General features: G+C 30.2%; 17 protein-coding genes, 4 tRNA genes and 2 pseudogenes. 20 read left to right on the top strand and 3 right to left on the bottom strand.

Translation table 11 applies throughout. The annotated features are described in order from the left end of the window. Positions 1-171 precede the first annotated feature (171 nt). Positions 172-1,323 (bottom strand): methionine adenosyltransferase, encoded by a 1,152-nt coding sequence (metK, locus tag ICMP_RS02750; protein ID WP_041069738.1) that lies wholly within the window; start codon positions 1,321-1,323, stop codon positions 172-174. Positions 1,324-1,884: 561 nt separating this feature from the next. Here metK and recA point away from each other — a divergent pair. From recA to tyrA, 14 genes are all read left to right on the top strand, one after another. Then, positions 1,885-2,958: a recombinase RecA gene (recA, locus tag ICMP_RS02745; protein ID WP_041069735.1), complete on the top strand. Its 1,074-nt coding sequence runs from the start codon at positions 1,885-1,887 to the stop codon at positions 2,956-2,958. Positions 2,959-3,129: 171 nt separating this feature from the next. Next, the gene (gene alaS, locus ICMP_RS02740; RefSeq protein ID WP_041069732.1) at positions 3,130-5,757 is read left to right on the top strand and encodes an alanine--tRNA ligase; all 2,628 of its coding nucleotides are present in this window, start codon (positions 3,130-3,132) and stop codon (positions 5,755-5,757) included. Positions 5,758-5,880: 123 nt separating this feature from the next. Continuing rightward, positions 5,881-6,066 (top strand): carbon storage regulator CsrA, encoded by a 186-nt coding sequence (gene csrA / locus ICMP_RS02735; RefSeq protein WP_041069729.1) that lies wholly within the window; start codon positions 5,881-5,883, stop codon positions 6,064-6,066. Positions 6,067-6,226: 160 nt separating this feature from the next. Beyond that, positions 6,227-6,318, top strand: a tRNA-Ser gene (locus ICMP_RS02730). An 11-nt stretch (positions 6,319-6,329) separates the two neighbouring features. Then, a tRNA-Arg gene (locus ICMP_RS02725) sits at positions 6,330-6,406 on the top strand. Positions 6,407-6,646: 240 nt separating this feature from the next. After that, positions 6,647-8,206, top strand: coding sequence for a glutamate--cysteine ligase (gene gshA, locus ICMP_RS02720; protein WP_052456839.1), 1,560 nt, complete (start codon positions 6,647-6,649; stop codon positions 8,204-8,206). Between the two features lie 64 nt (positions 8,207-8,270). Next, a complete protein-coding gene (gene luxS, locus ICMP_RS02715) occupies positions 8,271-8,777 on the top strand; it encodes an S-ribosylhomocysteine lyase (protein WP_041069723.1) in 507 nt (168 codons plus the stop codon). A gap of 1,246 nt (positions 8,778-10,023) precedes the next feature. Next, positions 10,024-11,376 (top strand): signal recognition particle protein, encoded by a 1,353-nt coding sequence (gene ffh / locus ICMP_RS02705; protein ID WP_041069720.1) that lies wholly within the window; start codon positions 10,024-10,026, stop codon positions 11,374-11,376. A gap of 50 nt (positions 11,377-11,426) precedes the next feature. Further along, positions 11,427-11,672, top strand: a complete 246-nt coding sequence (rpsP, locus tag ICMP_RS02700) for a 30S ribosomal protein S16 (RefSeq protein WP_041069717.1) — start codon at positions 11,427-11,429, stop codon at positions 11,670-11,672. Beyond that, complete coding sequence (gene rimM / locus ICMP_RS02695; protein WP_041069714.1) at positions 11,672-12,208, top strand: ribosome maturation factor RimM; 537 nt, start codon at positions 11,672-11,674, stop codon at positions 12,206-12,208. Before rpsP ends, rimM begins: the two co-directional genes overlap by 1 nt. Before the next feature lie 27 nt (positions 12,209-12,235). Further along, positions 12,236-12,997 carry a tRNA (guanosine(37)-N1)-methyltransferase TrmD gene (gene trmD / locus ICMP_RS02690; RefSeq protein ID WP_041069711.1) on the top strand — a complete coding sequence of 254 codons (762 nt, stop codon included), beginning with the start codon at positions 12,236-12,238 and terminating at the stop codon, positions 12,995-12,997. A gap of 21 nt (positions 12,998-13,018) precedes the next feature. Beyond that, positions 13,019-13,366, top strand: a complete 348-nt coding sequence (rplS, locus tag ICMP_RS02685; protein ID WP_041069708.1) for a 50S ribosomal protein L19 — start codon at positions 13,019-13,021, stop codon at positions 13,364-13,366. 271 nt (positions 13,367-13,637) lie between these two features. Beyond that, positions 13,638-14,699, top strand: coding sequence for a 3-deoxy-7-phosphoheptulonate synthase (locus tag ICMP_RS02680; protein WP_041069705.1), 1,062 nt, complete (start codon positions 13,638-13,640; stop codon positions 14,697-14,699). A 27-nt stretch (positions 14,700-14,726) separates the two neighbouring features. Next, positions 14,727-15,842 (top strand): bifunctional chorismate mutase/prephenate dehydrogenase, encoded by a 1,116-nt coding sequence (tyrA, locus tag ICMP_RS02675; RefSeq protein ID WP_041069702.1) that lies wholly within the window; start codon positions 14,727-14,729, stop codon positions 15,840-15,842. 4 nt (positions 15,843-15,846) lie between these two features. Here tyrA and ICMP_RS02670 read toward each other — a convergent pair whose 3' ends face one another. Then, on the bottom strand, positions 15,847-16,908 hold the full coding sequence (locus ICMP_RS02670; RefSeq protein ID WP_052456838.1) for a prephenate dehydratase domain-containing protein: 1,062 nt from the start codon (positions 16,906-16,908) through the stop codon (positions 15,847-15,849). Positions 16,909-17,365: 457 nt separating this feature from the next. Further along, positions 17,366-18,163: an outer membrane protein assembly factor BamD gene (gene bamD, locus ICMP_RS02665; RefSeq protein ID WP_052456837.1), complete on the bottom strand. Its 798-nt coding sequence runs from the start codon at positions 18,161-18,163 to the stop codon at positions 17,366-17,368. 72 nt (positions 18,164-18,235) lie between these two features. Between bamD and rluD the strand changes: the two are divergent. The 6 genes and pseudogenes from rluD (at position 18,236) to ICMP_RS02635 (ending at position 24,607) form a co-directional block, all read left to right on the top strand. Continuing rightward, positions 18,236-19,191 (top strand): annotated as a pseudogene (gene rluD / locus ICMP_RS02660) (23S rRNA pseudouridine(1911/1915/1917) synthase RluD). 404 nt (positions 19,192-19,595) lie between these two features. Continuing rightward, positions 19,596-21,761 (top strand): annotated as a pseudogene (clpB, locus tag ICMP_RS02655) (ATP-dependent chaperone ClpB); the annotation flags it as partial. A 379-nt stretch (positions 21,762-22,140) separates the two neighbouring features. After that, positions 22,141-23,187, top strand: coding sequence for a UDP-N-acetylmuramate dehydrogenase (gene murB / locus ICMP_RS02650; protein WP_041069699.1), 1,047 nt, complete (start codon positions 22,141-22,143; stop codon positions 23,185-23,187). Further along, on the top strand, positions 23,174-24,145 hold the full coding sequence (gene birA / locus ICMP_RS02645) for a bifunctional biotin--[acetyl-CoA-carboxylase] ligase/biotin operon repressor BirA (RefSeq protein ID WP_041069696.1): 972 nt from the start codon (positions 23,174-23,176) through the stop codon (positions 24,143-24,145). Before murB ends, birA begins: the two co-directional genes overlap by 14 nt. A 301-nt stretch (positions 24,146-24,446) precedes the next feature. Further along, positions 24,447-24,519: transfer RNA gene (locus ICMP_RS02640), tRNA-Thr, on the top strand. A 3-nt stretch (positions 24,520-24,522) separates the two neighbouring features. Next, positions 24,523-24,607: transfer RNA gene (locus tag ICMP_RS02635), tRNA-Tyr, on the top strand. Positions 24,608-24,627 lie beyond the last annotated feature (20 nt).

Here is a 24,627-nt window from a genome sequence, read left to right as displayed (position 1 = left end):
TGCTATTAGTAAATAAATATAATCCACCAAATGCATGTACATACATATTTCAAGGAAATTATTTTATTTATATAATAACTATTAATTTGCTGAAAATAATAAATTATCAAAATATTCAAACTTTTTTTGATGAAAAAGCAATTTTATTGAAGAGTTATATAGTGACTGATATTATACACCAGCAGAATAACGCAGTTCTTTGATCTTATTGAGTTTTTCCCATGGAAAAATTTCTCTCCCAAAATGACCATATGTCGCAGTCTTAAAGTATATAGGCTGTAGTAAATCTAACATTTTAATTATTCCGTAAGGTCTTAGATCAAAATGTTGCCGAATCAGTAAATTCAATTTTTTGGTAGATATTTTTTCAGTACCAAAAGTTTCTATCATGAGTGATGTTGGTTGTGCTATACCAATGGCATAAGAAATTTGAATTTCACAACGTTCAGCAAGTCCTGCAGCTACAATGTTCTTTGCTATATAACGAGCAGCATAAGCAGCAGATCTGTCTACTTTAGAAGGATCTTTACCCGAAAAAGATCCGCCTCCATGACGAGCCATTCCACCATATGTATCTACCATTATTTTACGACCAGTAATACCACAGTCACCCATAGGACCACCAATCACAAAACGACCGGTTGGATTAATGAAGTATTTAGTATCGTTATTTAACCACATTTTTGGTAAAACTGGTTTAATAATAGTTTCCATTACTGCTTCTTGTAGTTCTTTGAATGATATGTGTTCTGAATGTTGAGTAGAAAGAACAACTGCATCAATTCCTATAATATTATGATTGTCATATTTAAAAGTAACTTGACTTTTTGCATCGGGACGTAACCAAGGTAATGTACCATTTTTTCGAACTTCAGATTGACGTTGTACTAAGCGATGAGCATAAGTAATTGGAGCCGGCATGAAAACCTCGGTTTCATTTGTAGCATAACCAAACATTAAACCTTGATCTCCTGCACCTTGTTCTAATTTATTTACTCTATTAACTCCTTGATTAATGTCAGGTGATTGTTTACCTATATTACTTAATACTGCGCATGAATTACTATCAAATCCCATATCTGAATGTATATAACCAATGTCTCTAACAGTATTACGAGCAATCTCTTCTATATCTATCCAAGCACTAGTAGTAATTTCGCCACCAACTAAAATCATACCAGTTTTTACATAAGTTTCGCAAGCTACGTGCGCTGTAATATCTTGTTCTAAAATAGCATCGAGTACAGCATCAGCTATTTGATCTGCTATTTTATCTGGATGTCCTTCCGATACAGATTCTGATGTGAAAAGGTAGTTAGCCATTTGTTATTTACCTTACTAGAAAAATTTTAAAAATTACATATTTAAAGTAGAGCTTTTGAATAACATAACATTCTATTATTAATAGACTTTAAAATAATTAAACTTTATTAATAAGTTATTATGTAATTTATTTTAATACGCTTATTACTATTTTTGAATAAGTTAATAATATCATAAATGTATAGGGCCTTATCCAAAGGACTAACGAATGCATTGATATTGATATATGGCAAAATTGTCATACAAATGACATTAAGAATAGCTATATAAATTAGTAAAATTATGATAAACTGTCTAAGTATGTATTCTATAAATATCCCATGTTTCTCCTTCGAGAAAAGACCAATATATTAATAATAAAAGTTATTAACTCTTTTTTAGACAAAAAATCATTCTTGTTGCTCGGCATTTAAAAATGTAAATATAGTTTATTAGAATAATTAGTAAGTAAATAAGAAATTTTTTAATAAAGTTAAAAAAGGTATTTTTTTGCCATTATGCAAAATATATAAAAAGCAATCATAAAAATGTAAGCTGTACTCATATTATCTAGGAGCGAATATAGTGATTGATGAAAATAAACAGAAAGCCTTGGCAGCTGCATTAATTCAAATTGAAAAACAATTTGGAAAAGGATCTATTATGCGTCTAGGAGAAGATCGTTCAATGGATGTCGAAACTATTTCTACTGGTTCGCTTTCTCTAGACATAGCACTTGGAGTAGGAGGACTTCCTATGGGTCGTATAGTGGAAATTTATGGTCCAGAATCTTCTGGTAAAACAACATTAACCTTACAAGTGATTGCTGTGGCTCAACGCGAAGGTAGAACATGTGCTTTTATTGATGCCGAACATGCTCTAGATCCAATTTATGCCAAAACATTAGGAGTTAACATCGATGATTTACTTTGTTCTCAACCAGATACTGGAGAACAAGCTCTAGAAATTTGTGATGCATTAGCCCGTTCTGGTGCTGTAGATGTAATTATTGTAGATTCTGTAGCTGCATTAACACCAAAAGCGGAAATTGAAGGTGAAATTGGAGATTCACACATGGGATTAGCAGCTAGGATGATGAGTCAAGCTATGCGAAAATTATCAGGTAATCTCAAACAATCTAATACGCTGTTAATTTTTATTAATCAAATCCGTATGAAAATAGGGGTTATATTTGGTAATCCCGAAACCACTACTGGTGGTAATGCTTTAAAATTCTATGCTTCTGTACGTTTGGATATTCGTCGAATAGGCTCAATTAAAGAAGGTGATAATATAATAGGTAGTGATACCAGAGTAAAAGTAGTGAAAAACAAAGTTGCAGTACCATTTAAACAAGCAGAATTTCAAATAATGTATGGGAAAGGCATAAATATTTTTGCGGAATTAATAGATGTAGGAGTTAAAAATAAATTAATTGAAAAATATGGTTCCTGGTATAGCTACAATGGTGAAAAAATTGGACAAGGCAAAATTAACGCCAGTAATTTTCTGAAAGAAAATGTCTTGATTGCGAATAAAATTGAACAACAATTACGTAATTTATTATTTTATAATAAAACTACTTGTGTTGCTACTGAAAAAAATCAAAATTCAAAAAATGAAATATCAAAGGATAATCTTCCTTTTGAACTTTGATATATAATTTAATATTCAAATATGTTCTTTCTTCTTTGTTAATCAATTTTATTACACTTTAATTTGCGCATATTATTTAGTAGATACCTGAATTTTGTATTCATATAATACTTAACTAAACTATAAATATTAACTCCGAACAAAACTAGTTTAAATATTTTCAGGACATTTATGAAGAGAAGTACCGCTGAAATTCGTCAAATCTTTCTTGATTTTTTTTGTAGTAAAGGACATCAAATATTAGATAGTAGTTCACTTATACCTCAAAATGATAAGACCTTACTATTTACTAATGCTGGAATGAATCAGTTCAAAGAACTATTTATTAAAAAGAATAAATATTATACTAAAGTTGCTACAGCACAACGTTGTATACGTGCAGGAGGCAAGCATAATGATTTAGAAAATGTAGGTTATACAACACGTCACCATACTTTCTTTGAAATGCTAGGTAATTTTAGTTTTGGTGATTATTTTAAAAAGGAAGCAATTGGTTATGCTTGGGAATTATTGACTAATAAAAAATGGTTTAATATTCCACCAGATCGATTATGGATAACCGTATATGAAACAGATTATGAATCCTATAACATTTGGTTAAATGAGATTGGTATTTGTCCGGAGCGACTCATTCGCATAGGAGATAATGGAGGAAGTTTATACAATTCTGATAATTTTTGGCAAATGGGTAATACCGGTCCTTGTGGTCCCTGCAGTGAAATTTTTTACGATCATGGCAAACATCTTTCTGGTAATCCCCCTGGTGGGACAGAAATAAATGGCAATCGTTATGTTGAAATATGGAATATTGTTTTTATACAATTTGATCGTCAAATTGATGGTAGCATGGTTAAATTACCCATATGTTCAGTAGATACGGGGATGGGATTAGAGCGTATTGCCGCGGTATTGCAAAATGTGCATTCTAATTATGATATTGATTTATTCACCAGTTTAATGCAATATATTGCTAATATAATGAAAATATCTGATCTAAATCAGAATTCTCTACGTGTTATTGCTGATCACATTCGTTCCTGTTCGTTTTTAATTGCGGATGGTGTAGTACCTGCTAATGAAGGTCGTGGTTATGTTTTGCGTCGCATTATTCGTCGTGCTATACGTCATGGGAATAAATTAGGTATAAAAGAACCTTTTTTTTGGAAATTAGTAAAACCATTAATAGAAGTTATGGATATTGCTGGTAAAATACTTCAAATAAAAAAAACTCATATTGAAAATATATTAAAAATAGAAGAAGAAATATTTAATATAACTTTAAATAAAGGTCTAATATTATTAGATAAAAAACTTAAAAAAATCGAAGGAAATGTAGTTAATGGAAAGATAATATTTTTGTTGTACGATACCTTTGGCTTACCTATTGAATTAATCAAAGAAATCTGCCACGAAAAGGGACTAGAAATTGATGATGTAGAATTTAAATCCGAGTTACAAAAGCAGCGTCATCGCAGTCGTACATTAAGTAATTTTCCTCAAAAAATTAATAATGCAAATATTTACTTAATTCCTCCTTCTATATTTAAAGGTTATGATAAATATATCATAAGATCTGTAGTTAAGGCTATATTTGTTAATACAAAACAAGTAGAACAAATAGAAAATAATACTGAAGCTATTGTTATTTTAGAAGAAACACCATTCTATAGTGAATCTGGTGGCCAAATTGGTGATACAGGGATATTAAAAGGAATAAATACAAAATTTATTGTCACAGATACACAAAAATATGGTCAAGTTATTGGTCATATTGGCAAATTAATATGTGGTAATTTATGTGTGGGAAATATAATAGAAGCCTCTATAGATCAGACTCGTCGTAATCGTATATCTGCGAATCATTCCGCTACTCATTTGCTACATGCAGCATTACGTCAAGTTTTAGGAAAACACGTAAGTCAAAAGGGTTCATTAGTCTCTGATAAATATTTAAGATTTGACTTTTTTCATGCAAAAGCAGTTGAACTTAATCTTATACATGAAATAGAAAATATTGTTAATGATCAAATACGTAATAATTTAGCTATAAAGACTGATTTGATGACTATTAATGAAGCTAAAAAAATAGGGGCTATTGCTATATTTATAGATAAATATGAGAAGTATGTGCGTGTATTGCAAATAGGTGATTTTTCCACAGAACTATGTGGAGGAACCCATGTAAATTATACTGGAAATATTGGTCTTTTTCAAATAATTGCAGAATCAAGTGTTGCGGCAGGAATTCGGCGTATTGAAGCAGTTACTGGAGAACAAGCTTTATGCCAAATCCGTTTAACAAACAAAGATTTATATGAAATATGTCAATTGATAAAAGTAGATAAAAGTAAATTAAAAAATAAAATACAATCTCTAGTCAATTATGTCGCTCTTTTAGAAAGAAAGGTGAAAAATATAGAAAATCAGCAAATTATGCAAGAGACTAAGTTACTTCTCAGCAAAGCAATTTCTTTTAAACATATAAAATTAATAGTAAATTTATTCAAGAATATAGAATTAAATATATTGCGTCGTATTTTAATGAATTTGAAAAATCAAATTCAATCTGGAGTAATTGTGTTAGCAGTTATATTAGATAAGAAAACACATTTATTGGTGGCTGTTAGTAAAAATTTAACTGATAATATCAACGCGTGTGAGTTGGTAAAGATGTTAGCTCATCAAATTAATGGGACTGGTGGTGGCTGTTCGACGATAGCAGAGGCAAAAAGTGATGTTATTCACGCTTTACCGGAAGTTTTAGCAACAATTGAAGGATGGGTAAAGTCTCGTTTGTAATATATACAACTAAAATATAAATATGAACACTATATGTATATATTTAGAGTAAAATTTAAATAATCCTGCTAAATTCAGTAAAAGGCCTCAATCCGGTTATTTTAATCTTTTAAGGAGCAGAGAATGCTTATTCTAACTCGTCGAATTGGTGAATCCATCATGATTGGCGATGAGGTGACGGTGACGGTTCTAGGAATTAAAGGTAATCAAGTACGTATAGGAATTAATGCTCCTAAAGAAGTATCCGTACACCGTGAAGAAATATATCAACATATTCAGACAGAAAAAATTCAGCAAACAACTTATTAATAAATTTTATGCCTAGCTACTAAACATGATCAAAGCAAGGCACTATTTTCCGGTTATTTTTTTTACAGATAATTTTTTAAAAAAATATTTGACTTCTAAGCTATGAAAAGTAATATATATTTTAGTGTGTGTGGTATTAATGCATCTTACCAAGATGTGAGGTGAGGTGGCCGAGAGGTTGAAGGCTCTCCCCTGCTAAGGGAGTATGTAGTAAAAGCTGCATCGAGGGTTCGAATCCCTTCCTCACCGCCAAAATTAATCTAGCATCCGTAGCTCAGTTGGATAGAGTACTCGGCTACGAACCGAGCGGTCGGAGGTTCGAATCCTCCCGGATGCACCAGCACCATCTTTTATTAAAGATTGAATTAACATAAGAAAAATACTTATTTTCTCCAAAATATATTTGATTAAAATCATGTATATGATAAAAGTCTGTAGGTTTCTTTTCAGTATGTGCAATATTTAAAGTAAATAAAAATTTTTTAGAAAAATTCTGTATCAAATATTATTGAATAATCTACAGTAAAAGAGCATATTTAGTATGCTATAACTACTAGTCATCTTGCAGGAGGAGGTTAAAGTGATTCCTGATCTATCTAAAACATTGGTAGAGTTAAAAAAATATCCAGGTACTCTTAAAGGTATTTGTCGTGGAATTGAACGTGAAACTCTACGTGTTAAACAGGATGGATCTTTAACAGATACTTCCCATCCTACTTCATTGGGTTCTGCTCTCACACATCAATGGATTACCACAGATTTTGCAGAAGCTTTACTTGAATTAGTTACACCTAGAGATGATATTGATGATATCAATTATCTAGTAAGATTTTTATCAGATCTTCATCGTTATGTGGCACAAGAATTAACACAAGAAAGAATGTGGCCTTTTAGTATGCCTTGCATAATTAATGATCCTAACAAAATTAAATTAGCCGAGTATGGAAAATCCAATATTGGCAGAATGAAAACTTTGTATCGTAGAGGATTAAAAAATCGCTACGGAGCTATGATGCAAATTATTGCTGGGGTTCATTATAATTTTTCTTTACCTATTGCTTTTTGGCAAAAGTCTCTGGGTAAAACAAATATAACTACAGAGGATATATCATCTGGTTATTTAACTTTAATTCGCAATTATTACCGTTTCGGCTGGATTATACCATATTTGTTTGGTGCTTCCCCCGCGATGCATTCCAGTTTTTTAGAAGGACGCAAAACCAACTTATGCTTTGAGACTGATGGAAAAGAAATATTATGGCTACCTTATGCAACATCATTACGTCTAAGTAATGTAGGTTATAATAATAAAAAAAATGTTTTGGACTTTACTTATAACTCCTTAGAAGAATACGTTGATACTTTGAATAATGCTATTAACACTCCATCCGATGATTATCTGAAAATAGGAATAAGAGATAAAAACAATCATTTATTACAGCTGAATGCAAATGTTCTTCAAACTGAAAATGAATTGTATGTTCCTGTTCGCCCTAAACGCTTTAGTAATTCTGCTAATCCAGGAAGAGACTTGTTATTACAGAAAGGAATTGAATATATTGAAATACGTTCATTAGATATTAATCCATTTTCTACTATTGGAATAAATTATGATCAAATACGTTTTTTAGATCTTTTCCTCATTTGGTGTAGTTTAACTAATCAATCTAAAATGACTAAAGAAGAACTTCATTCTAATCGTAAAAATTGGAATAAGATTAGTTTGGAGGGAAGAAAACCAAATTTAGAAATTGATCTTAACGGTGGTAAAGATAAGTGCACATTACTGGAAATAGGTAAAAGAATTTTTAACGACTTATATTATTTAGCAAAAATTTTAGATACTAATGAAGGAGATATGCAGTATCAAAATGTTTGTAATAAATTCATCAAATTCTTTGAAAATCCTGAACTTACGTATTCTGCTCGCATATTACATCGGATAAAAACAGAAGGTTTCCTTACTACTGCAATGATGTTAGCAGAGAATCATTATTCTTTATTAAAAAATGAATCATTGGAAATTCTTTCACAACAAGATTTTCTGCGCCAGTTAAAAGAGTCCATTGAAAGCCAACATAAAATTGAAAAAAATGATTGTATGGAATTTGAACGTTATCTAGATTCTTTATACTACTAATAAGTTAAGTATTCTAGATTATTTAAAAATTAACGTGCCTAATAATGCAAAAAGAAGGTAAATAATGCCATTACTAGATAGCTTTAAAATAGATCATACCCGTATGACTGCACCAGCCATCAGAATGGCTAAAATTATGCATACTTTTCATGGAGATACCATTACTGTTTTTGATCTACGTTTTTGCGTTCCGAATAAAGAAATAATGCCTGAAAAAGGAATCCATACTTTAGAACATTTATTTGCTAATTTCATGAGACAGCATTTATCTACAGCTGATATTATTGATATTTCTCCCATGGGCTGTCGTACTGGATTTTATATGAGCTTAATTGGTTTTCCAAAAGAGGAGGTGGTATTATTTTCTTGGAAATTATCTATGAAAGATGTTCTTAATGTAAAAGATCAAAAATCTATTCCAGAATTAAATAAATATCAATGTGGTAGTTATAAAATGCATTCTTTAGAGGAAGCTCACCACATTGCACGACATGTCTTAGAAAAAGGAATACAAATCAATTATAATAAAAATCTTGAACTGCCAACAAAAATGCAACCAGAATGTAATTGATTAGATATTTTTATAAATATAATTAATAAATATGTTCGCTGATTTTAACTGGTTTAACCATATTATCTCGCATAATACCATACCGTTAATAATTCGTAAGTATTTTATTAATTTCTCTGACATTAGCGTTACCTTATACCGTTACGGAACTATTATTTGCTAACGAATATGTAATCGATTTACTAACATATCAGATAATTTATTTAAAAATGTCTTCAATATTTATTAGACCTTTGTCCATATTAATGGACTACTATCCTATAATTTTATTATAGGTAAAATTAAATAATTGAATATTTAAATGTGTTCCTTCTGTCTGAGATATGGTCTATTGGATCAGCTATCTTTAAAAGAATATACTCAAAGCATCATCTAAATAATTGTGAAATATTACTACATATTTATATGTTAATTTACTTAGTTAAAGTAATAACAGTATTATATTTATTAATGTTGAAAATAGCAATTTTCTGACGTATGATAATAATATAAACTACATAGCGTAGCTATTCTGTGCTTAAAGCCGACTTGTATCATTTAATACTCTAAAATGTTAGTGATATTATTAATGGTAACATTATATATTTAAGTAGAAAAAATACTAAATAAGCTATTTTTGATGGAGATAAAGAGGCAATAGTTTTATATAAAATTTCAGTAAAAATTAATACTATAAATATTAGTATATAAGTTACAATAGCAATATACAAGTATTGCCACCATATAAAGTTATCCCCATAATAGTCGCTAATGACGAAGCTAATATATTTATTAAGTAATATTATTACCAATAAGTATAATACTGATTAATGAATGAGTATTTTTTTTAAGTTACTTAACACGTTTAGCATTATGGTTACCATTTTAGCGTTGTGATAGAATGTATCTCTATTAAAAATAATCATACTAGTTTCAGCACTGGCAAACCACGATGAAATCAATATCATTATAAAAATGAACAAAAATTTAAAGTAGTTATTGAAAAATGTTTCAATATGATACTTCCTTTATATGTAAAATTATTAATAGGTTTTAAAAATATCATACATGTCTTATAGACATAACCTATTAAATAAGAAAGGATTTCAAATTAATTATTTTAAGATAGATTATTTGCAGACCTACACCTACAAATTAATTTTGTATGAAAGATGTAATCTTAATAACATTGATATATTATGATTATATAATTTAATATGCTTTATATAACTAATTTTGTTATTAATTATAAATTGAGTTAAAAATAATGTTTGATAATTTAACTAATAGTTTATCTCTATCTTTACATAAAATCCAAGGTTCAGGAAGACTAACTGAAAATAATATCGAAGATACATTACGCAATGTTCGTATGACATTGCTTGAAGCAGATGTTGCATTACCGGTAGTGCGTGAATTTATTAATAAAGTGAAAATTGTTGCATTAGGTCAAGATATTAATAAAAATTTAACTCCGGGGCAAACTTTTATTAAAATAATTCAACGTGAGTTAATTAAAGCTATTAGTGCTGATAATATTAACTTAAACTTAGCAATACAACCACCAGCAGTAATACTACTAGCTGGTCTACAAGGAGTTGGTAAAACAACTAGTGTCGGTAAACTCGGTAAACTTATTCAGGAAAAACGCAAAAAGAAAGTTTTAGTGGTTTCATTGGATGTATACCGTCCCGCAGCAATTAAACAATTAGAGTTATTAGCACACCAAGCTGGTATAGATTTTTACGCCAGCAATACTGAAGATAAACCAATTAATATTGCTAATGGTGCTTTAAATTACGCAAAAATAAATTTCTACGATGTTTTATTAATAGATACTCCTGGTTGTTCACATATTAATGAAATTCTTATAGAAGAAATTAAACAAATACATACAGAAGTTAATCCAATAGAAACGCTATTTGTTCTCGATGCTACTATTGGCCAAAATGCAGCTAATATAGGAAAAGCATTTAATAATATTTTGCCTATAACAGGAATAATTTTAACTAAAGTTGATAGTGATGCGCGGGGAGGTGCTGTATTATCAGTATGCTATATTACGGGTAAACCTATTAAGTTTATTGGTGTAGGTGAAAAAATTGATGCATTAGAAGTGTTTTCTCCAGAACGGATTGCATCACGTATATTGGGAATGGGTGATATTTTATCATTAATTGATGATATTGAAAGTAAAGTTAATTTACAAAAAGCAGAAAATTTAGCGAAAAAATTACAAAGTAATAAATATTTTAGTCTAAATGATTTTTTAGAACAATTGCAGTATATGCGAAGTATTGGAGGTATGGCTAACTTATTAGATAAGCTTCCAGCAATAAAAAAAGTATCATATAATATGCAATTACCAATTAATGATCAAGCAATGATAAAAATGGAAGCTATTATTAAATCTATGACTAATCAAGAACGCGAACATCCAGAAATTATTAAAAGTTCTCGTAAACGTAGAATAGCTACTGGAGCGGGACTGCATGTACAAGATGTAAATCGATTACTCAAGCAATTTCATGACATAGAAAAAATGATAAGTACCTTAAAGAAAAGTAAGATGTCTAAGATGATCCATAACCTAAAAAAGATGCTTTTTCAAAAAAATTAATATGATTATTCACAAACCATTAATTATTTCATTTAATTAAGGAGAATATGATGGTAAAAATTCGTTTAGCATATCACGGAGCTAAAAAACGTCCATTTTTCCAAATTGTCGTCACTGATTGTCGTAAAGCTCGCAATGGTAAATTTATTGAACGTATAGGATTCTTTAATCCTATTTCTTCTGGAAGATCTATTCCCATGCGTTTAGATCTAAACCGTATTGCTTATTGGATTAGTAAAGGAGCCCAATTATCTAATCGTGTTCAATCATTAATCAAAAAATATCAAAATGATTAATGAATGACAAAATTTATTCTAATCGTTTGGTCATAGGTAAATTTACTTCTGCTTATAGTATTAGAGGTTGGTTGAAATTGCGTTCGTTTACTGAAAGTATGACAAATGTTATTAATTATCAACCTTGGTTGGTTTATTTTCAAAACTCTTGGAAAAAAATCACTGTAGAAAAATGGAAATTTTATAAAAATAGTTTAATAGTCAAGATTCAAGATATAAACGATCGAAGTATGGCTGAAAGACTAACCAATTATAAAATAATGATTGAAACAACACAACTTCCTATTTTAGATGAAGGTTATTACTGGAAGGATTTAATTGGTTGTACCATAGTGCACCATGAAAGCTATCATATAGTAGGAAGAGTCATTAACTTAATGGAAACAGGTTCAAACGACGTTTTGGTAGTTCATGGGACTCAATCTAATTCTTCATTAATCAATGAACAACTAATTCCTTTTATAAAGGATAGAGTAATTAAAAAAGTTAATCTTCTGTTAAAGATAATAGAAGTAGATTGGGACCAGAATTTTTAATTTATATGTAATATATTGGAAAATCTAATGAGGATAGGTATTATCAGTTTATTTGAAAGAATGTTTGATGCTATTACAAAGTACGGAATAATTGGTCGGGCAGTAAAACATGGTCAACTTCAAATTAAGATATGGAATCCTCGTAATTTCACAAGTGATAATTATCGTAGTGTAGATAGTCCACCTTATGGTGGAGGACCAGGTATGCTGATGATGCCACAACCTTTAAAACAGGCTATTCAGGCAGCTAAATTAGATAACGATTATGATGGTTATCCAATTAAAGTAATTTATCTCTCTGCTCAAGGGAAAAAACTTACTCAGAATACTGTGCGTAAATTAGCTTCTTATAAGCGACTTATTTTAGTATGTGGACGCTATAAAGGTATTGATGAACGTGTGATTGAGTCGGAAATTGATGAAGAATTATCAATAGGTGATTATGTGCTTAGTGGAGGAGAATTACCAGCAATGGTATTAATTGATTCCGTCGCACGATATATTCCTGGAATTGTAGGTACAGCAGCTTCATTAGATGCTGATTCATTTTCGCAGCAGGGTTTACTAGATTGTCCCCATTATACACGTCCGGCAGTATTAGAAGGAATGGAAGTTCCATCAGTGCTATTATCTGGAAATCATAAAAATATTTATTATTGGCGTTTAAAACAGTCGTTAGGTCGTACTTGGTTAAGAAGACCTAAATTATTACAAAGCCTGCCTTTAACTTCAGAACAATTAAAATTGTTAATGGAATTTCAGCGTGATTATCAAAATAAATCATCTTAATTTAAAATAAGGATTACTATGATGAGTGATTTGATTAAAGAAATTGAAGCCAGACAAATGAAAAAAACTATGCCTAATTTTAATATTGGTGATACTATAGAAGTAAAAGTATGGGTCGTAGAAGGATCTAAAAAGCGTTTACAAGCTTTTGAAGGTGTAGTAATTGCTATTCGTAATCGCAGTTTTCAGTCAGCGTTTACAGTTCGTAAAGTATCTCATGGTGAAGGAGTTGAACGTGTATTCCCATTTCATTCTCCAGTAATAGATAGTATTATTATTAAACGGAAAGGATGTGTTGGTAAAGCTAAATTATATTATTTAAGAAAACACACTGGAAAAGCAGCTCGTATTAAAGAACGTCTTAATTAAAAGTGAATAATATTTTTTATAAATAAAATTGTGTATGTTAAATACAGTATTTTATAAAAATTAATAAATTAATTTATTATAATTACTTAATTAAAGTTAAATAGAATTTTATTCTATGTAAAGCATCATGTTTATGATATATCTATAATATTATTCCTTAAGTCAATAAGGGATGATGCAATCTGTATTGCATCTTTTATGATTTACAGTAAATCACACCCCTTAATTTTAAAGGATTCTATTAAACACATATGAGTAAAAGGATTAAAAAATGCAAAGAGATGCGCTCAATAATGTGCATATTTCTGATGAAAAAATTCTTATTACACCGCAAGAACTAAAGATTAAGTTTCCTCTTACTAGACTACAAGAAAGACAAATTGCGGAATCACGTCAAATTATTTCTAATATTATTGCAGGTCGTGACTTACGTTTTCTGATAGTCTGTGGACCATGTTCTATTCATGATCCTGAAGCGGCAATTGATTATGCAACTAGATTGAAAAATCTTTCCATGCAGTTACAAGATAAATTATATATTGTTATGCGAGTTTATTTTGAAAAACCTAGAACTACTATTGGCTGGAAAGGGTTAATTAATGATCCCTATATGGATAACTCATGCGATATGGAAAAAGGCTTACATATTGCAAGGCAACTTTTAATCAATATTATTGAAATAGGTTTACCATTAGCAACAGAAGCACTTGATCCAAACAGCCCTCAATATTTAGGTGATCTATTTAGTTGGTCGGCAATTGGTGCACGTACTACGGAATCTCAAACTCATCGTGAAATGGCTTCTGGTCTCTCCATGCCTGTAGGTTTTAAAAATAGTACGGATGGCAGTTTATGTACTGCTATTAATGCTATGCGTGCTGCTGCTATGCCACACAGATTTATGGGTATTAATCAGTCTGGGCAAGTTTGCTTATTGCAAACTCAAGGTAATCCTGATGGTCATGTTATCCTACGGGGGGGGAAACTACCTAATTATGAACCAGAAGATGTTTTTCATTGCGAACAAGAAATGCTTAAAGCTGGATTGCATCCTGCTTTAATGATAGATTGTAGTCATGATAATTCTAATAAAGATTTTCGACGTCAACCTATTGTTGCTCAATCTGTTCTTCAACAAATTAAAGATGGTAATATTTCTATTATTGGATTAATGCTGGAAAGTAATTTATATGAAGGTAATCAATCAACAGATAAACCTAAAGAGAAAATGAAATATGGAGTTTCTGTTACTGATGCTTGTATTGACTGGGAAACGACTGAAAAGTTATTATATATGATTTATGACAATCTTCCGGAAAGATTACTATCATGACGTATCGGTTATGAGGTCTAATGAAGTATGGTAAGTGAATTAATGTGCTTGCGTAATAAGATTGACCAAAATGATAAGGCTCTGCTTGAGATTTTAGCGAAGAGGTTAAGGCTTGTTGCTCAAGTAGGAGAAGTGAAAAGTCGGTATGGTTTACCTATTTATGTCCCCGATCGTGAAGCATCTTTGTTAGCTTCACGTCGTAAAGAAGCAGAAGATTTAGGAATCTCTCCTGAATTGATAGAAGATATATTACGTCGTATAATGCGAGAGTCATATAGTAATGAAAATGATAAAGGTTTTAAAACGCTATGTCCTACTTTGAGATCAATTGTTATTGTTGGTGGAAAAGGCCAAATGGGTCGTTTATTCAAAAAGATGTTAAAGTTATCTGGTTATAAAGTTAAAATTTTTGATAAAGATAATTGGAAACAACCAAACATTTTGTTAAATGCTGGCATGGTGATTATTAGCGTTCCTCTTCATTTGACGGAAGAAGTAATATATAAATTACCTAAATTACCTAAAGACTGTATTTTAGTAGATTTATCTTCTATAAAGGAGAAACCTTTACAAGCAATGTTAAAAGTTCATAAAGGTCCAGTGCTAGGGTTACATCCAATGTTTGGTCCAGATACCGATAACTTAGCTAAGCAAGTAATCATTTGTTGTCATGGACGTCAACCGGAAATTTATCAATGTTTTTTAGAACAAATCCAAGTGTGGGGTGTATGTATTCACTATATGAATGCAATTGAACATGATAAAAACATGGCGTTTATTCAAGCATTACGTCATTTTACTACTTTTGTTTACGGACTACATTTAGTAGAAGAAAACTCTAATTTACCGCAGCTCTTAGCACTTTCTTCCCCAATATACCGATTAGAACTAATAATGGTAGGAAGATTATTTGCACAAAGCCCACAACTTTATGCTGATATAATTATGTCTTCAAAAATGAATATTTCTCTTATTAGAAGATACTATTCACGTTTTGGAAAGGCTATTAAATTGTTAGAAATAGGAAATAAAAAAGCTTTTATAAATAGTTTTCGTCGTATAGAAGATTGGTTTGGCCCTTATGCTAAAAGGTTTTTAATTGAAAGTCGGGGTTTATTACAAACTGCTAATGATAATCGTTAAAATATTACTCTTTGTGAATGGTTACTACCATTTCTGCTGGATAACATCCAAGTACTTTTATTAAGCTTGACATTAGTTTTAGTTCTTTTATGGCTTGTTTCATATCTTCTGAGTTTAAATTGTGTTTAATATCAATAAAAAATATTTCTTCCCAAGGATTACCCGGAATAGGTCTAGATTCTAATTTACTCATAGCCAAATTATTCTGATGTAAAATAAGTAAAGCATCTAGTAATGCACCTTGTCTGGGTTTAGTTACTATCATTATGGTTGTTTTAGCTGGTATATGTTCATCAACTTTAATGGGTTTACGAGCTAATACAATAAATCTGGTGATATTTCTGCATTCATTAGCTAAATTACGGGCTACTACCTGTAAGTTATAAATTTTGCCACCTACTTCACTACCTAATGCAGCTACTTGAGGAGAGTTTAGTAGGGACACGGTTTGCATTGCTGCAGCTGTGCTTTGTGTATATTTAATATTCCAATGAGGAAAACTATTAATAAAATTACTACATTGTTGAAAAGGTTGCACGTGACTATAAATAGTTTTAATTTTTTGCAAATCAGTTTTAGTAGATACTAATATACAATGATCAATAGGTAAAATAATTTCATTAACGATTGAAAGTTTGGTGTATGGTAAAAGATCATATACATCATTAATAGAACCAGATGTGCTATTTTCAAGAGGTAAAATTGCATATTCAGCTTGCTGATTTTCTACTTTATTGATAATGTCTCGAAATTTAATACAGCTAACTTCAACTATTTTCTTACATAATCGAGAAGCGTAATTGCAAGCGGCTAGATAAGAAAAAGAACCTTTTGGACCCAAAAAAGCAATGCGAGTAATTTTACTAGCTGAAGAATTATGAATTTTCTCCAGTAAATTGTGCTGTATATTTTCTAAATAGGCGACAATTATCCTAAAATAGCGTATAATATCCCATATCTCTATGTTCGATATTTCGTTCATAATGGTTAAGTATTTACAATAAACCTGCTTGTTTTTATTGTGGTAAATTAATTTATTATCAGGAATTAAATGACAGACATGCATATAATATTCCATAAACTATGGAGTCAAAGAAAAGATTTTTATCGCACTATCACTATATGTATATATACGCTTATATTTAGCTGATATCAAACTTATATGGATGTTATAGAGTATTTATTTTTAATGGTTTAACCAAATTTATATATCATTAACATCTAGGATTTTTTATTTACCGTAATTTATTCAATATTTTTTTAAATATTAGTTACTTGATACTACATATACTTTTTGTAGTATAAACTGCTGCCTATATTGTGTTGAAAACCCCATTAGCGATAAAATCTGTTGCTTGATTTTAGTGGTGCATGCACTTCTCTAAATTTAATGCCACGTAATTGCGACAATGTTTTAATATGTTCACTGATAATCTCAAAAAAGGTATATTATATAATTCCAATAAAACAAACATATGGGCATTTTTTATAAATTTTTTTTCCCCATAATTTAAAGTACAAAATTACATTGCTTTCAATTTAAATTGATATAAATATTCTTTAATGGGTCTTCTAATAGGTCTTATAAGATGATTAATTTCAATAATTTGATCTATTTCTTTTAATTTTGTATTTAAATTCAGTCTCTTGCAAGAGTCTTTCATAAAAAAGAGAGCATCTCGCGTTGCTTGGGTATCTGAATAATCACGTAACATTTGTTCTACACGATTAATAACAGAAATATAATTTTTCTGATCATAGTAAAAACGTACTATTGCATATTCATGTCTTGCCAGGTAATTTTTTATAAAAATTAATCTTTTATAAGCATCTTTTGCATAAAAACTATTTGGATGATTAAGTATTAATTGATTAAAAGATTCGTAAGCAATTTTATTTGGATTTTGATCACACTCCGTATCCTTAATTGGTTGGGATTTTATCATATTAATAACTCCTTTTAGATAAAGGACATAATCTATATTTGGATGCTTAGGGTATGATTGCATAAATGTTATTATTCTTTTTTCTGCTTGATTAAACTGATTGCTTTTGTAATATGCATAGATTAAATCTAATTCTAATTGTTGATAATAATTTGCTAAAACAGGAAGGCAGGTTATATTTAGTACGTTCAAACCTTGTATTGCGTCTTCATAGTACTTTCGTGACAGGGTTTGAAGCATCATTATGTATCCTTCATCATAACTATCTTTGTTCCTAAAAAAAAATTCGTTAGGTAAAGTATTTTTTACTACAGAACAACCCATTATGGTTATAAAAAAAAAAGTTTTAATAATTAAATTTTTGATGCGTATCATAATAACGAATATTCTCCTATATTCAAATTTTGCAGAGCTATAATTAGACAATATTATTATAAGGTGATACATATGAAACAACAAATTGAATTAACCGCAAAAATATCTGTTTGTCACTCTGGAAAACGGATAGATCATGCATTATCAAAATTATTTCCCGAATATTCCCGTTCCTATATCAAAAAATGGATTATTAATCATATTGTAAAAATAAATAACAGAGTAATAAATAAACCAAAAAAAAAGTTTTTGAGGGAGATCAAATAATAATTAATCTGGAAATAGTACAGGAACAATTATTAAAACCGCAAAACATTAAATTAGATATAATTTATGAAGATGATGACATTTTAGTTATAAATAAGCCTCCTAATATGGTTGTTCATCCTGGTATAGGTAATAATGATGGAACTATCTTAAACGCATTACTTTATCATTATCCGAAGATTATTGAAGTTCCACGCGCCGGCATTGTGCATCGTCTAGATAAAGATACAAGTGGATTGATGGTAGTAGCCAAGACGGTGTTATCGCAAAGATTGTTAATACAAATGCTTAAAGAGCATCAAGTAACTAGAGAATATGATGCTTTAGTGCTAGGTAAAGTCTTAAATAATTCTACAATAAATCTACCTATTGGCAGAAATATCAAAAAGCGCACTTGTATGGCAGTTAATAACATGGGGAAAATAGCTATTACTCATTATTATATAAAAGAAGTTTTTCGTGATTACACTTTGCTTCGTGTTAAACTAGAAACAGGACGCACACATCAAATTAGAGTACATATGTCATACATTAATCATCCCATAGTAGGTGATTCGATTTATGGTCGTAAAAAAATAAGGTGCAAATTAGCTAATTATAGTTCTCGAATGTTTAATATTAAGCGACAAGCATTGCATGCTAGTTTTTTGCGTTTTTATCATCCCATAACTGGCAAGAAAATGGAGTGGTCTTCAAAATTACCTACAGATATTACTAATGTCATTGATTTACTTAGAATAGATAAAAATACAATGAAATGAATTAATTTGTTTCTACTAGTATTGAAATTTTTTTATTAGCAGTAATATATAAAATATCAATGTCTTTATAAATAATTTGGTGTTTCCATGTCTCTATAGAAGTATCCTTGTTAACTCCTTACTCTAAAAATTAATAGGAGATAATATTGCTTATAAACAGTGTTACTCATAATTTCAAAAAATTATTTTTAAAGCACTGATCAATTATTTGTTAAGGCCTTACACATAAGGTATTATGCTATATTGCAACAAAATAATGGATACTATTGTAAATAGTTATCTACTATAGAAATAAATATTGAAAAATATGCAATAACATTAAGATTACACATATCTAATGTACCTATAGTCTAAGAAAACACAGTAATATTGAATTTTTTGCATTATTTAATATTTATGTGAAAAATATTAAATATGCTATCAGTAATTTATACGGAGGATCAAAAGTGCAGGATCAATCTGCTGAAAATAATCAGCAATATTTAAAAAAATATACCATAGATCTAACCGAACAGGCAGAACAAGGAAAACTAGATCCAGTAATAGGCAGAGATGAAGAAATCCGTCGTACTATTCAAGTTTTACAAAGACGGACTAAAAATAATCCCGTATTAATTGGTGAGCCAGGAGTAGGTAAAACTGCTATAGTAGAAGGTTTAGCACAACGAATCATTAATAATGAAGTACCAGAAGGATTAAAAAATAATCGAGTATTATCATTGGATTTAGCAAGTTTAGTAGCTGGTGCAAAATTTCGTGGTGAATTTGAAGAACGGTTAAAAAATCTTCTTAATGATTTATCGAAACAAGATGGAAACGTCATTTTGTTTGTAGATGAGTTACATAATATGGTTGGCACAGGCAAAGTAGATGGGTCAATGGATGCTGGAAATATGTTAAAACCAGCTTTAGCACGGGGTGAATTACATTGTATTGGTGCAACCACACTAGATGAATATAGAAATTATATTGAAAAAGATGCTGCCTTAGAACGCCGGTTTCAAAAAGTAATAATAGCAGAACCTAATATAGAAGATACTATAGCCATTTTAAGAGGTTTAAAAGAAAGATATGAAATACACCATCATGTGCAGATTACGGATCCGGCTATCGTAGCAGCCGCAACTTTATCGCATCGTTATATTACTGATCGTCAACTACCTGATAAAGCAATTGATTTAATTGATGAAGCAGCATCTAATATTAGGTTACAAATTGATTCAAAACCAGAATTTTTAGATCGTCTTGAACGCCGTATTATTCAACTAAAAATAGAACATCAAGCGTTGCAAAAAGAATCTGACGAAGCTAGTGTTAAACGATTTACGATGCTAGAATCGGAACTGAAAAAAAAAGAACAGGAATATAAAAAACTTGTACAGGAGTGGCAAACAGAGAAAGAATCTCTTGATCGTGCGCAACATATTAAAGCTAAATTAGAACAAGCCCGTATATCTTTAGAACAAGCACGTCGCGTTGGCGATTTAGCAAAAATGTCCGAGTTACAGTATGGTACGATACCAACTATAAAAAAAGAGCTCGCAAGAGCAACACAAGGAAATACTATAAAGCTATTACGTAATCGTGTGACTGACGTAGAAATTGCTGAAGTATTAGCGAAATCTACAGGAATTCCCGTAGCCAGAATGATGGAAGAAGAGAAAAATAAGTTACTACGTATGGAGCAAGTATTGCATACTCGTGTGATAGGTCAAAATGGAGCAGTAGAAGCCATTTCTAATGCTATACGTCGAAGTCGTACTGGATTAGCTGATCCTAAGCGTCCCGTAGGGTCATTTTTATTTTTAGGTCCTACTGGGGTAGGTAAAACAGAACTTTGCAAAGCTTTAGCCAATTTTCTCTTTGATAATGATGATGCTATGGTACGTATTGATATGTCAGAATTTATGGAAAAGCATTCTGTGGCGCGCTTAATAGGAGCCCCTCCCGGATATATTGGCTATGAAAAAGGAGGTTACTTAACTGAAGCTATCCGTCGTCATCCTTATTCCGTCGTATTATTAGATGAAATTGAAAAAGCACATTTCGATGTATTTAATATCTTATTACAAGTGTTAGATGACGGTAGATTGACAGACAGTCATGGTAGAACTATAGATTTCCGTAATACAGTTGTTATAATGACTTCTAATATTGGTTCAGAAGTTATAAGAGATAAATTCAATAAATTACATTATGAAGAAATTAAAAAATTAATAATGGATATGTTAAAAAATTTTTTTCGTCCAGAATTTATTAATCGGGTTGATGAAGTTATTGTATTTCATCCATTAAGTGAGCAGCATATCAAGGATATTGTTAAGATACAATTACAAAAATTGTCCAAAAGATTAGAAAAAAGTGGCTATAAAATACATATTTTTGACAACGTAATAGAATTTTTAGCCAAACAAGGTTACGATCCTATATATGGTGCACGTCCTCTCAAAAGAATTATACAGCAAAAAATAGAGAATCTACTATCAACAAAAATTCTTTCAGGTATTGTTTTACCTCAAGCAACTATTGAAATTAAAGAAGAAAGAGGCAATATTATTATTAGTACATAAACAAGATGTAGGTATCAAGCAATATATCTATCAAATAACAAATAATGGTATAAATTTTTACAGCTAACTTTTATGGTTATGCATAAAATATCCTCAACTTAAAGCAAAGATTATAGATAATTATGCTCAATAAAATAATCTTACTGAGCACTTATAACAGATAACTATATATGTATGCTAAAGTGTTTACTTATAATATTAAAATTACTATTTTAATAACATATCTTGTTAAGAAAATAGTTTTTATCTATTAAATCAGTATTTTATTTAGAAGCAGAACTATTCATAATCTCTAAATATTAGAGTTATTAATAATTGTGTCTAGGAATTTGTGCTACCTATATATTTCTGATATTAATGGGTCCGTTGAGGTTATAGAATGTTCACTTTTTCTTTAAAAGATTTTAATACATTTAAATTGAATATTTTTGCAGAATTATTAATTCTAGCTAAAACTCCAGAAATAGTTTTAAATGCTTGGCAATTCAGTCAGTTAACCAATAAGCCATTTTTATTATTAGGTAATGGGAGCAATATTTTATTTTTAAATAATTTTTCTGGTACCGTTGTTATTAATAGGATTAAGGGGATAGAATACAAAGAAACATTAGAATATTGGTATATTCACGTTGGGGCTGGAGAAAATTGGCATGAGTTAATTAAACAAACATTAAGAAAAGGTATTTTTGGGCTAGAAAATCTCGCAATGATTCCAGGTCTTACAGGAGCAGCACCTATACAAAATATTGGAGCTTATGGATTAGAATTCCAGGATGTATGTAACTATGTCGATCTTTTAAATCTTCAAAGAGGCAAAATTAAGCGAATATATTGTAATGAATGTGACTTTCATTATCGTTCTAGTATTTTTAAAAACATCTGTAAAAAAAATTTTTTAGTGACATCTGTTGGTTTAAAATTAAAAAAAAAATGGAAACCTATTTTATCCTATGAAAGCTTGAATTATCTTTGTAGTAAAACTGTAACAGCTCATGATATATATCAAAAAATATGTCAAATAAGAAATAAGAAACTACCAGATTACCGGTTCATAGGTAATGTAGGTAGTTTTTTTAAAAATCCTTTAGTAAACACAGATACATTTAAGTCTTTATCTGCCTTATGGCCTGAAATTCCTTATTGGTTGATCAGGGATAATTTTGCCAAAATTAAGATTAGTGCTGCTTGGCTAATTGAACAATGCAATCTTAAAGGCTTTAGTTATGGTGATGCAGAAGTTTATAAACATCAAGCTTTAGTATTGATTAATAAAAATAATGCGACACCTAAAGATATTATTAAATTAGCACAACATGTGCGTCAGACTGTAGGTAATAGATTCAATATATGGTTAGAACCAGAAGTAACCTTCATCGGTATGAAAGGTGAAGTAAACGCACTTGAGGTACTTTGTGATAGATTGTAGCATCAAACTTAAATTAATTACTTTTCTATCTGATGGAAATATGTATTCTGGAGAAAAATTAGGCAGAATATTAGGTATAAGTCGAGCGGCCGTCAATAAGCATATTTCTCAATTAAAAGAATGGGGTTTAAATATTCATAGTATGCCTAGTCAAGGGTATATTTTATTAACTCCTATACAATTACTTGATTCTGTTATGATTTTATCTAAATTAAATAACCCGAGTATATCAATTATTAATATTGTCGATTCTACAAATCAATATTTATTAGAAAGAATAGATATTCTTCAGTCCGGAGATACTTGTATAGCTGAATACCAACAAGCAGGGCGGGGGCGGAGAGGTAGACAATGGTTTTCACCATTTGGCGCTAATTTATATCTTTCCATGTACTGGCGCCTAGATCAAGGACCAGAATCTGTTGTAGGATTAAGTTTGGTTGTTAGTGTTATTTTAGCAGAGGTTTTATGGAAAATAGGAATAACAGATATCAGAGTAAAATGGCCAAATGACATTTATTTATATGATCGTAAAGTAGGAGGTATTTTAGTTGAGCTTATAGGAGCAACAGGAGATACAGCTAAAATTGTTATTGGCATAGGTATTAATATTTCAATGTATACTTCAAATAACTTACTTATTAATCAAAATTGGATCAATCTAGATGCAGCGGGTATTCAGATTAATCGTAATGAACTAGCGGCCCAGCTAATTAATCATTTACGTTATTCATTGTATCAATTTGAACAGCAAGGTTTTAACGCGTTTATTAAACGTTGGTTGAAATTAGATAATTTTATTAACAGACCTGTTAAATTATTGTTAGCTAATCAAGAAGTATATGGAATATCACGTGGTATCGATAGGCAAGGACGTCTATTGTTAGAACAGGCAAATGGAAAGATTAAATCTTGGGTTAGTGGTGATATTTCATTACGTATACAACAAAAAGATTAAATAAGAATAAGATTGAGCTTACTGAAAATATTTAACCTTAATTATTAATTTATTAGAAATAAATAGTTTTATCTCGACAAAGTTTATATTTTGTGCTTCAATTTTGTTATAATGATGATCTTTCCAAGAAAGATGCAAAAATTATCAATTACTAATTAAATGGACATACTTAATACTATTTATTTTTAATATTTTGAAATAAAATAATTTGTTGTATTTTCATTTGATATGGAAGCAAAAAGTAATTAATGATACCTAGGATTGAGTAGGAAATGTTTTTATTATTTTATTTTCACTAAAAGCCGACTTAGCTCAGTTGGTAGAGCGACTGACTTGTAATCAGTAGGTCACCAGTTCGATTCCGGTAGTCGGCATCAGGTGGGATTCCCGAGTGGTTAAAGGGAGCAGACTGTAAATCTGTCGTCATAGACTTCGAAGGTTCGAATCCTTCTCCCACCACCATCTCTGTTATTCTATTGTTA

The organism is Candidatus Ishikawaella capsulata Mpkobe (assembly GCF_000828515.1).
Lineage (GTDB): Bacteria > Pseudomonadota > Gammaproteobacteria > Enterobacterales > Enterobacteriaceae > Ishikawella > Ishikawella capsulata.
The sequence above is the reverse complement of the archived record's forward strand: the minus strand, read 5'-3'. Positions and strand labels throughout refer to the sequence as shown.

Coding starts and splice junctions, on each gene's coding strand:
- metK (WP_041069738.1), bottom strand. CDS start 1,323: ATGGCTAACTACCTTTTCACATCAGAATCTGTATCGGAAGGACATCCA.
- alaS (WP_041069732.1), top strand. CDS start 3,130: ATGAAGAGAAGTACCGCTGAAATTCGTCAAATCTTTCTTGATTTTTTT.
- csrA (WP_041069729.1), top strand. CDS start 5,881: ATGCTTATTCTAACTCGTCGAATTGGTGAATCCATCATGATTGGCGAT.
- luxS (WP_041069723.1), top strand. CDS start 8,271: ATGCCATTACTAGATAGCTTTAAAATAGATCATACCCGTATGACTGCA.
- ffh (WP_041069720.1), top strand. CDS start 10,024: ATGTTTGATAATTTAACTAATAGTTTATCTCTATCTTTACATAAAATC.
- rpsP (WP_041069717.1), top strand. CDS start 11,427: ATGGTAAAAATTCGTTTAGCATATCACGGAGCTAAAAAACGTCCATTT.
- rimM (WP_041069714.1), top strand. CDS start 11,672: ATGAATGACAAAATTTATTCTAATCGTTTGGTCATAGGTAAATTTACT.
- trmD (WP_041069711.1), top strand. CDS start 12,236: ATGAGGATAGGTATTATCAGTTTATTTGAAAGAATGTTTGATGCTATT.
- rplS (WP_041069708.1), top strand. CDS start 13,019: ATGAGTGATTTGATTAAAGAAATTGAAGCCAGACAAATGAAAAAAACT.
- ICMP_RS02680 (WP_041069705.1), top strand. CDS start 13,638: ATGCAAAGAGATGCGCTCAATAATGTGCATATTTCTGATGAAAAAATT.
- tyrA (WP_041069702.1), top strand. CDS start 14,727: ATGGTAAGTGAATTAATGTGCTTGCGTAATAAGATTGACCAAAATGAT.
- ICMP_RS02670 (WP_052456838.1), bottom strand. CDS start 16,908: ATGCATGTCTGTCATTTAATTCCTGATAATAAATTAATTTACCACAAT.
- bamD (WP_052456837.1), bottom strand. CDS start 18,163: ATGATACGCATCAAAAATTTAATTATTAAAACTTTTTTTTTTATAACC.
- murB (WP_041069699.1), top strand. CDS start 22,141: ATGTTCACTTTTTCTTTAAAAGATTTTAATACATTTAAATTGAATATT.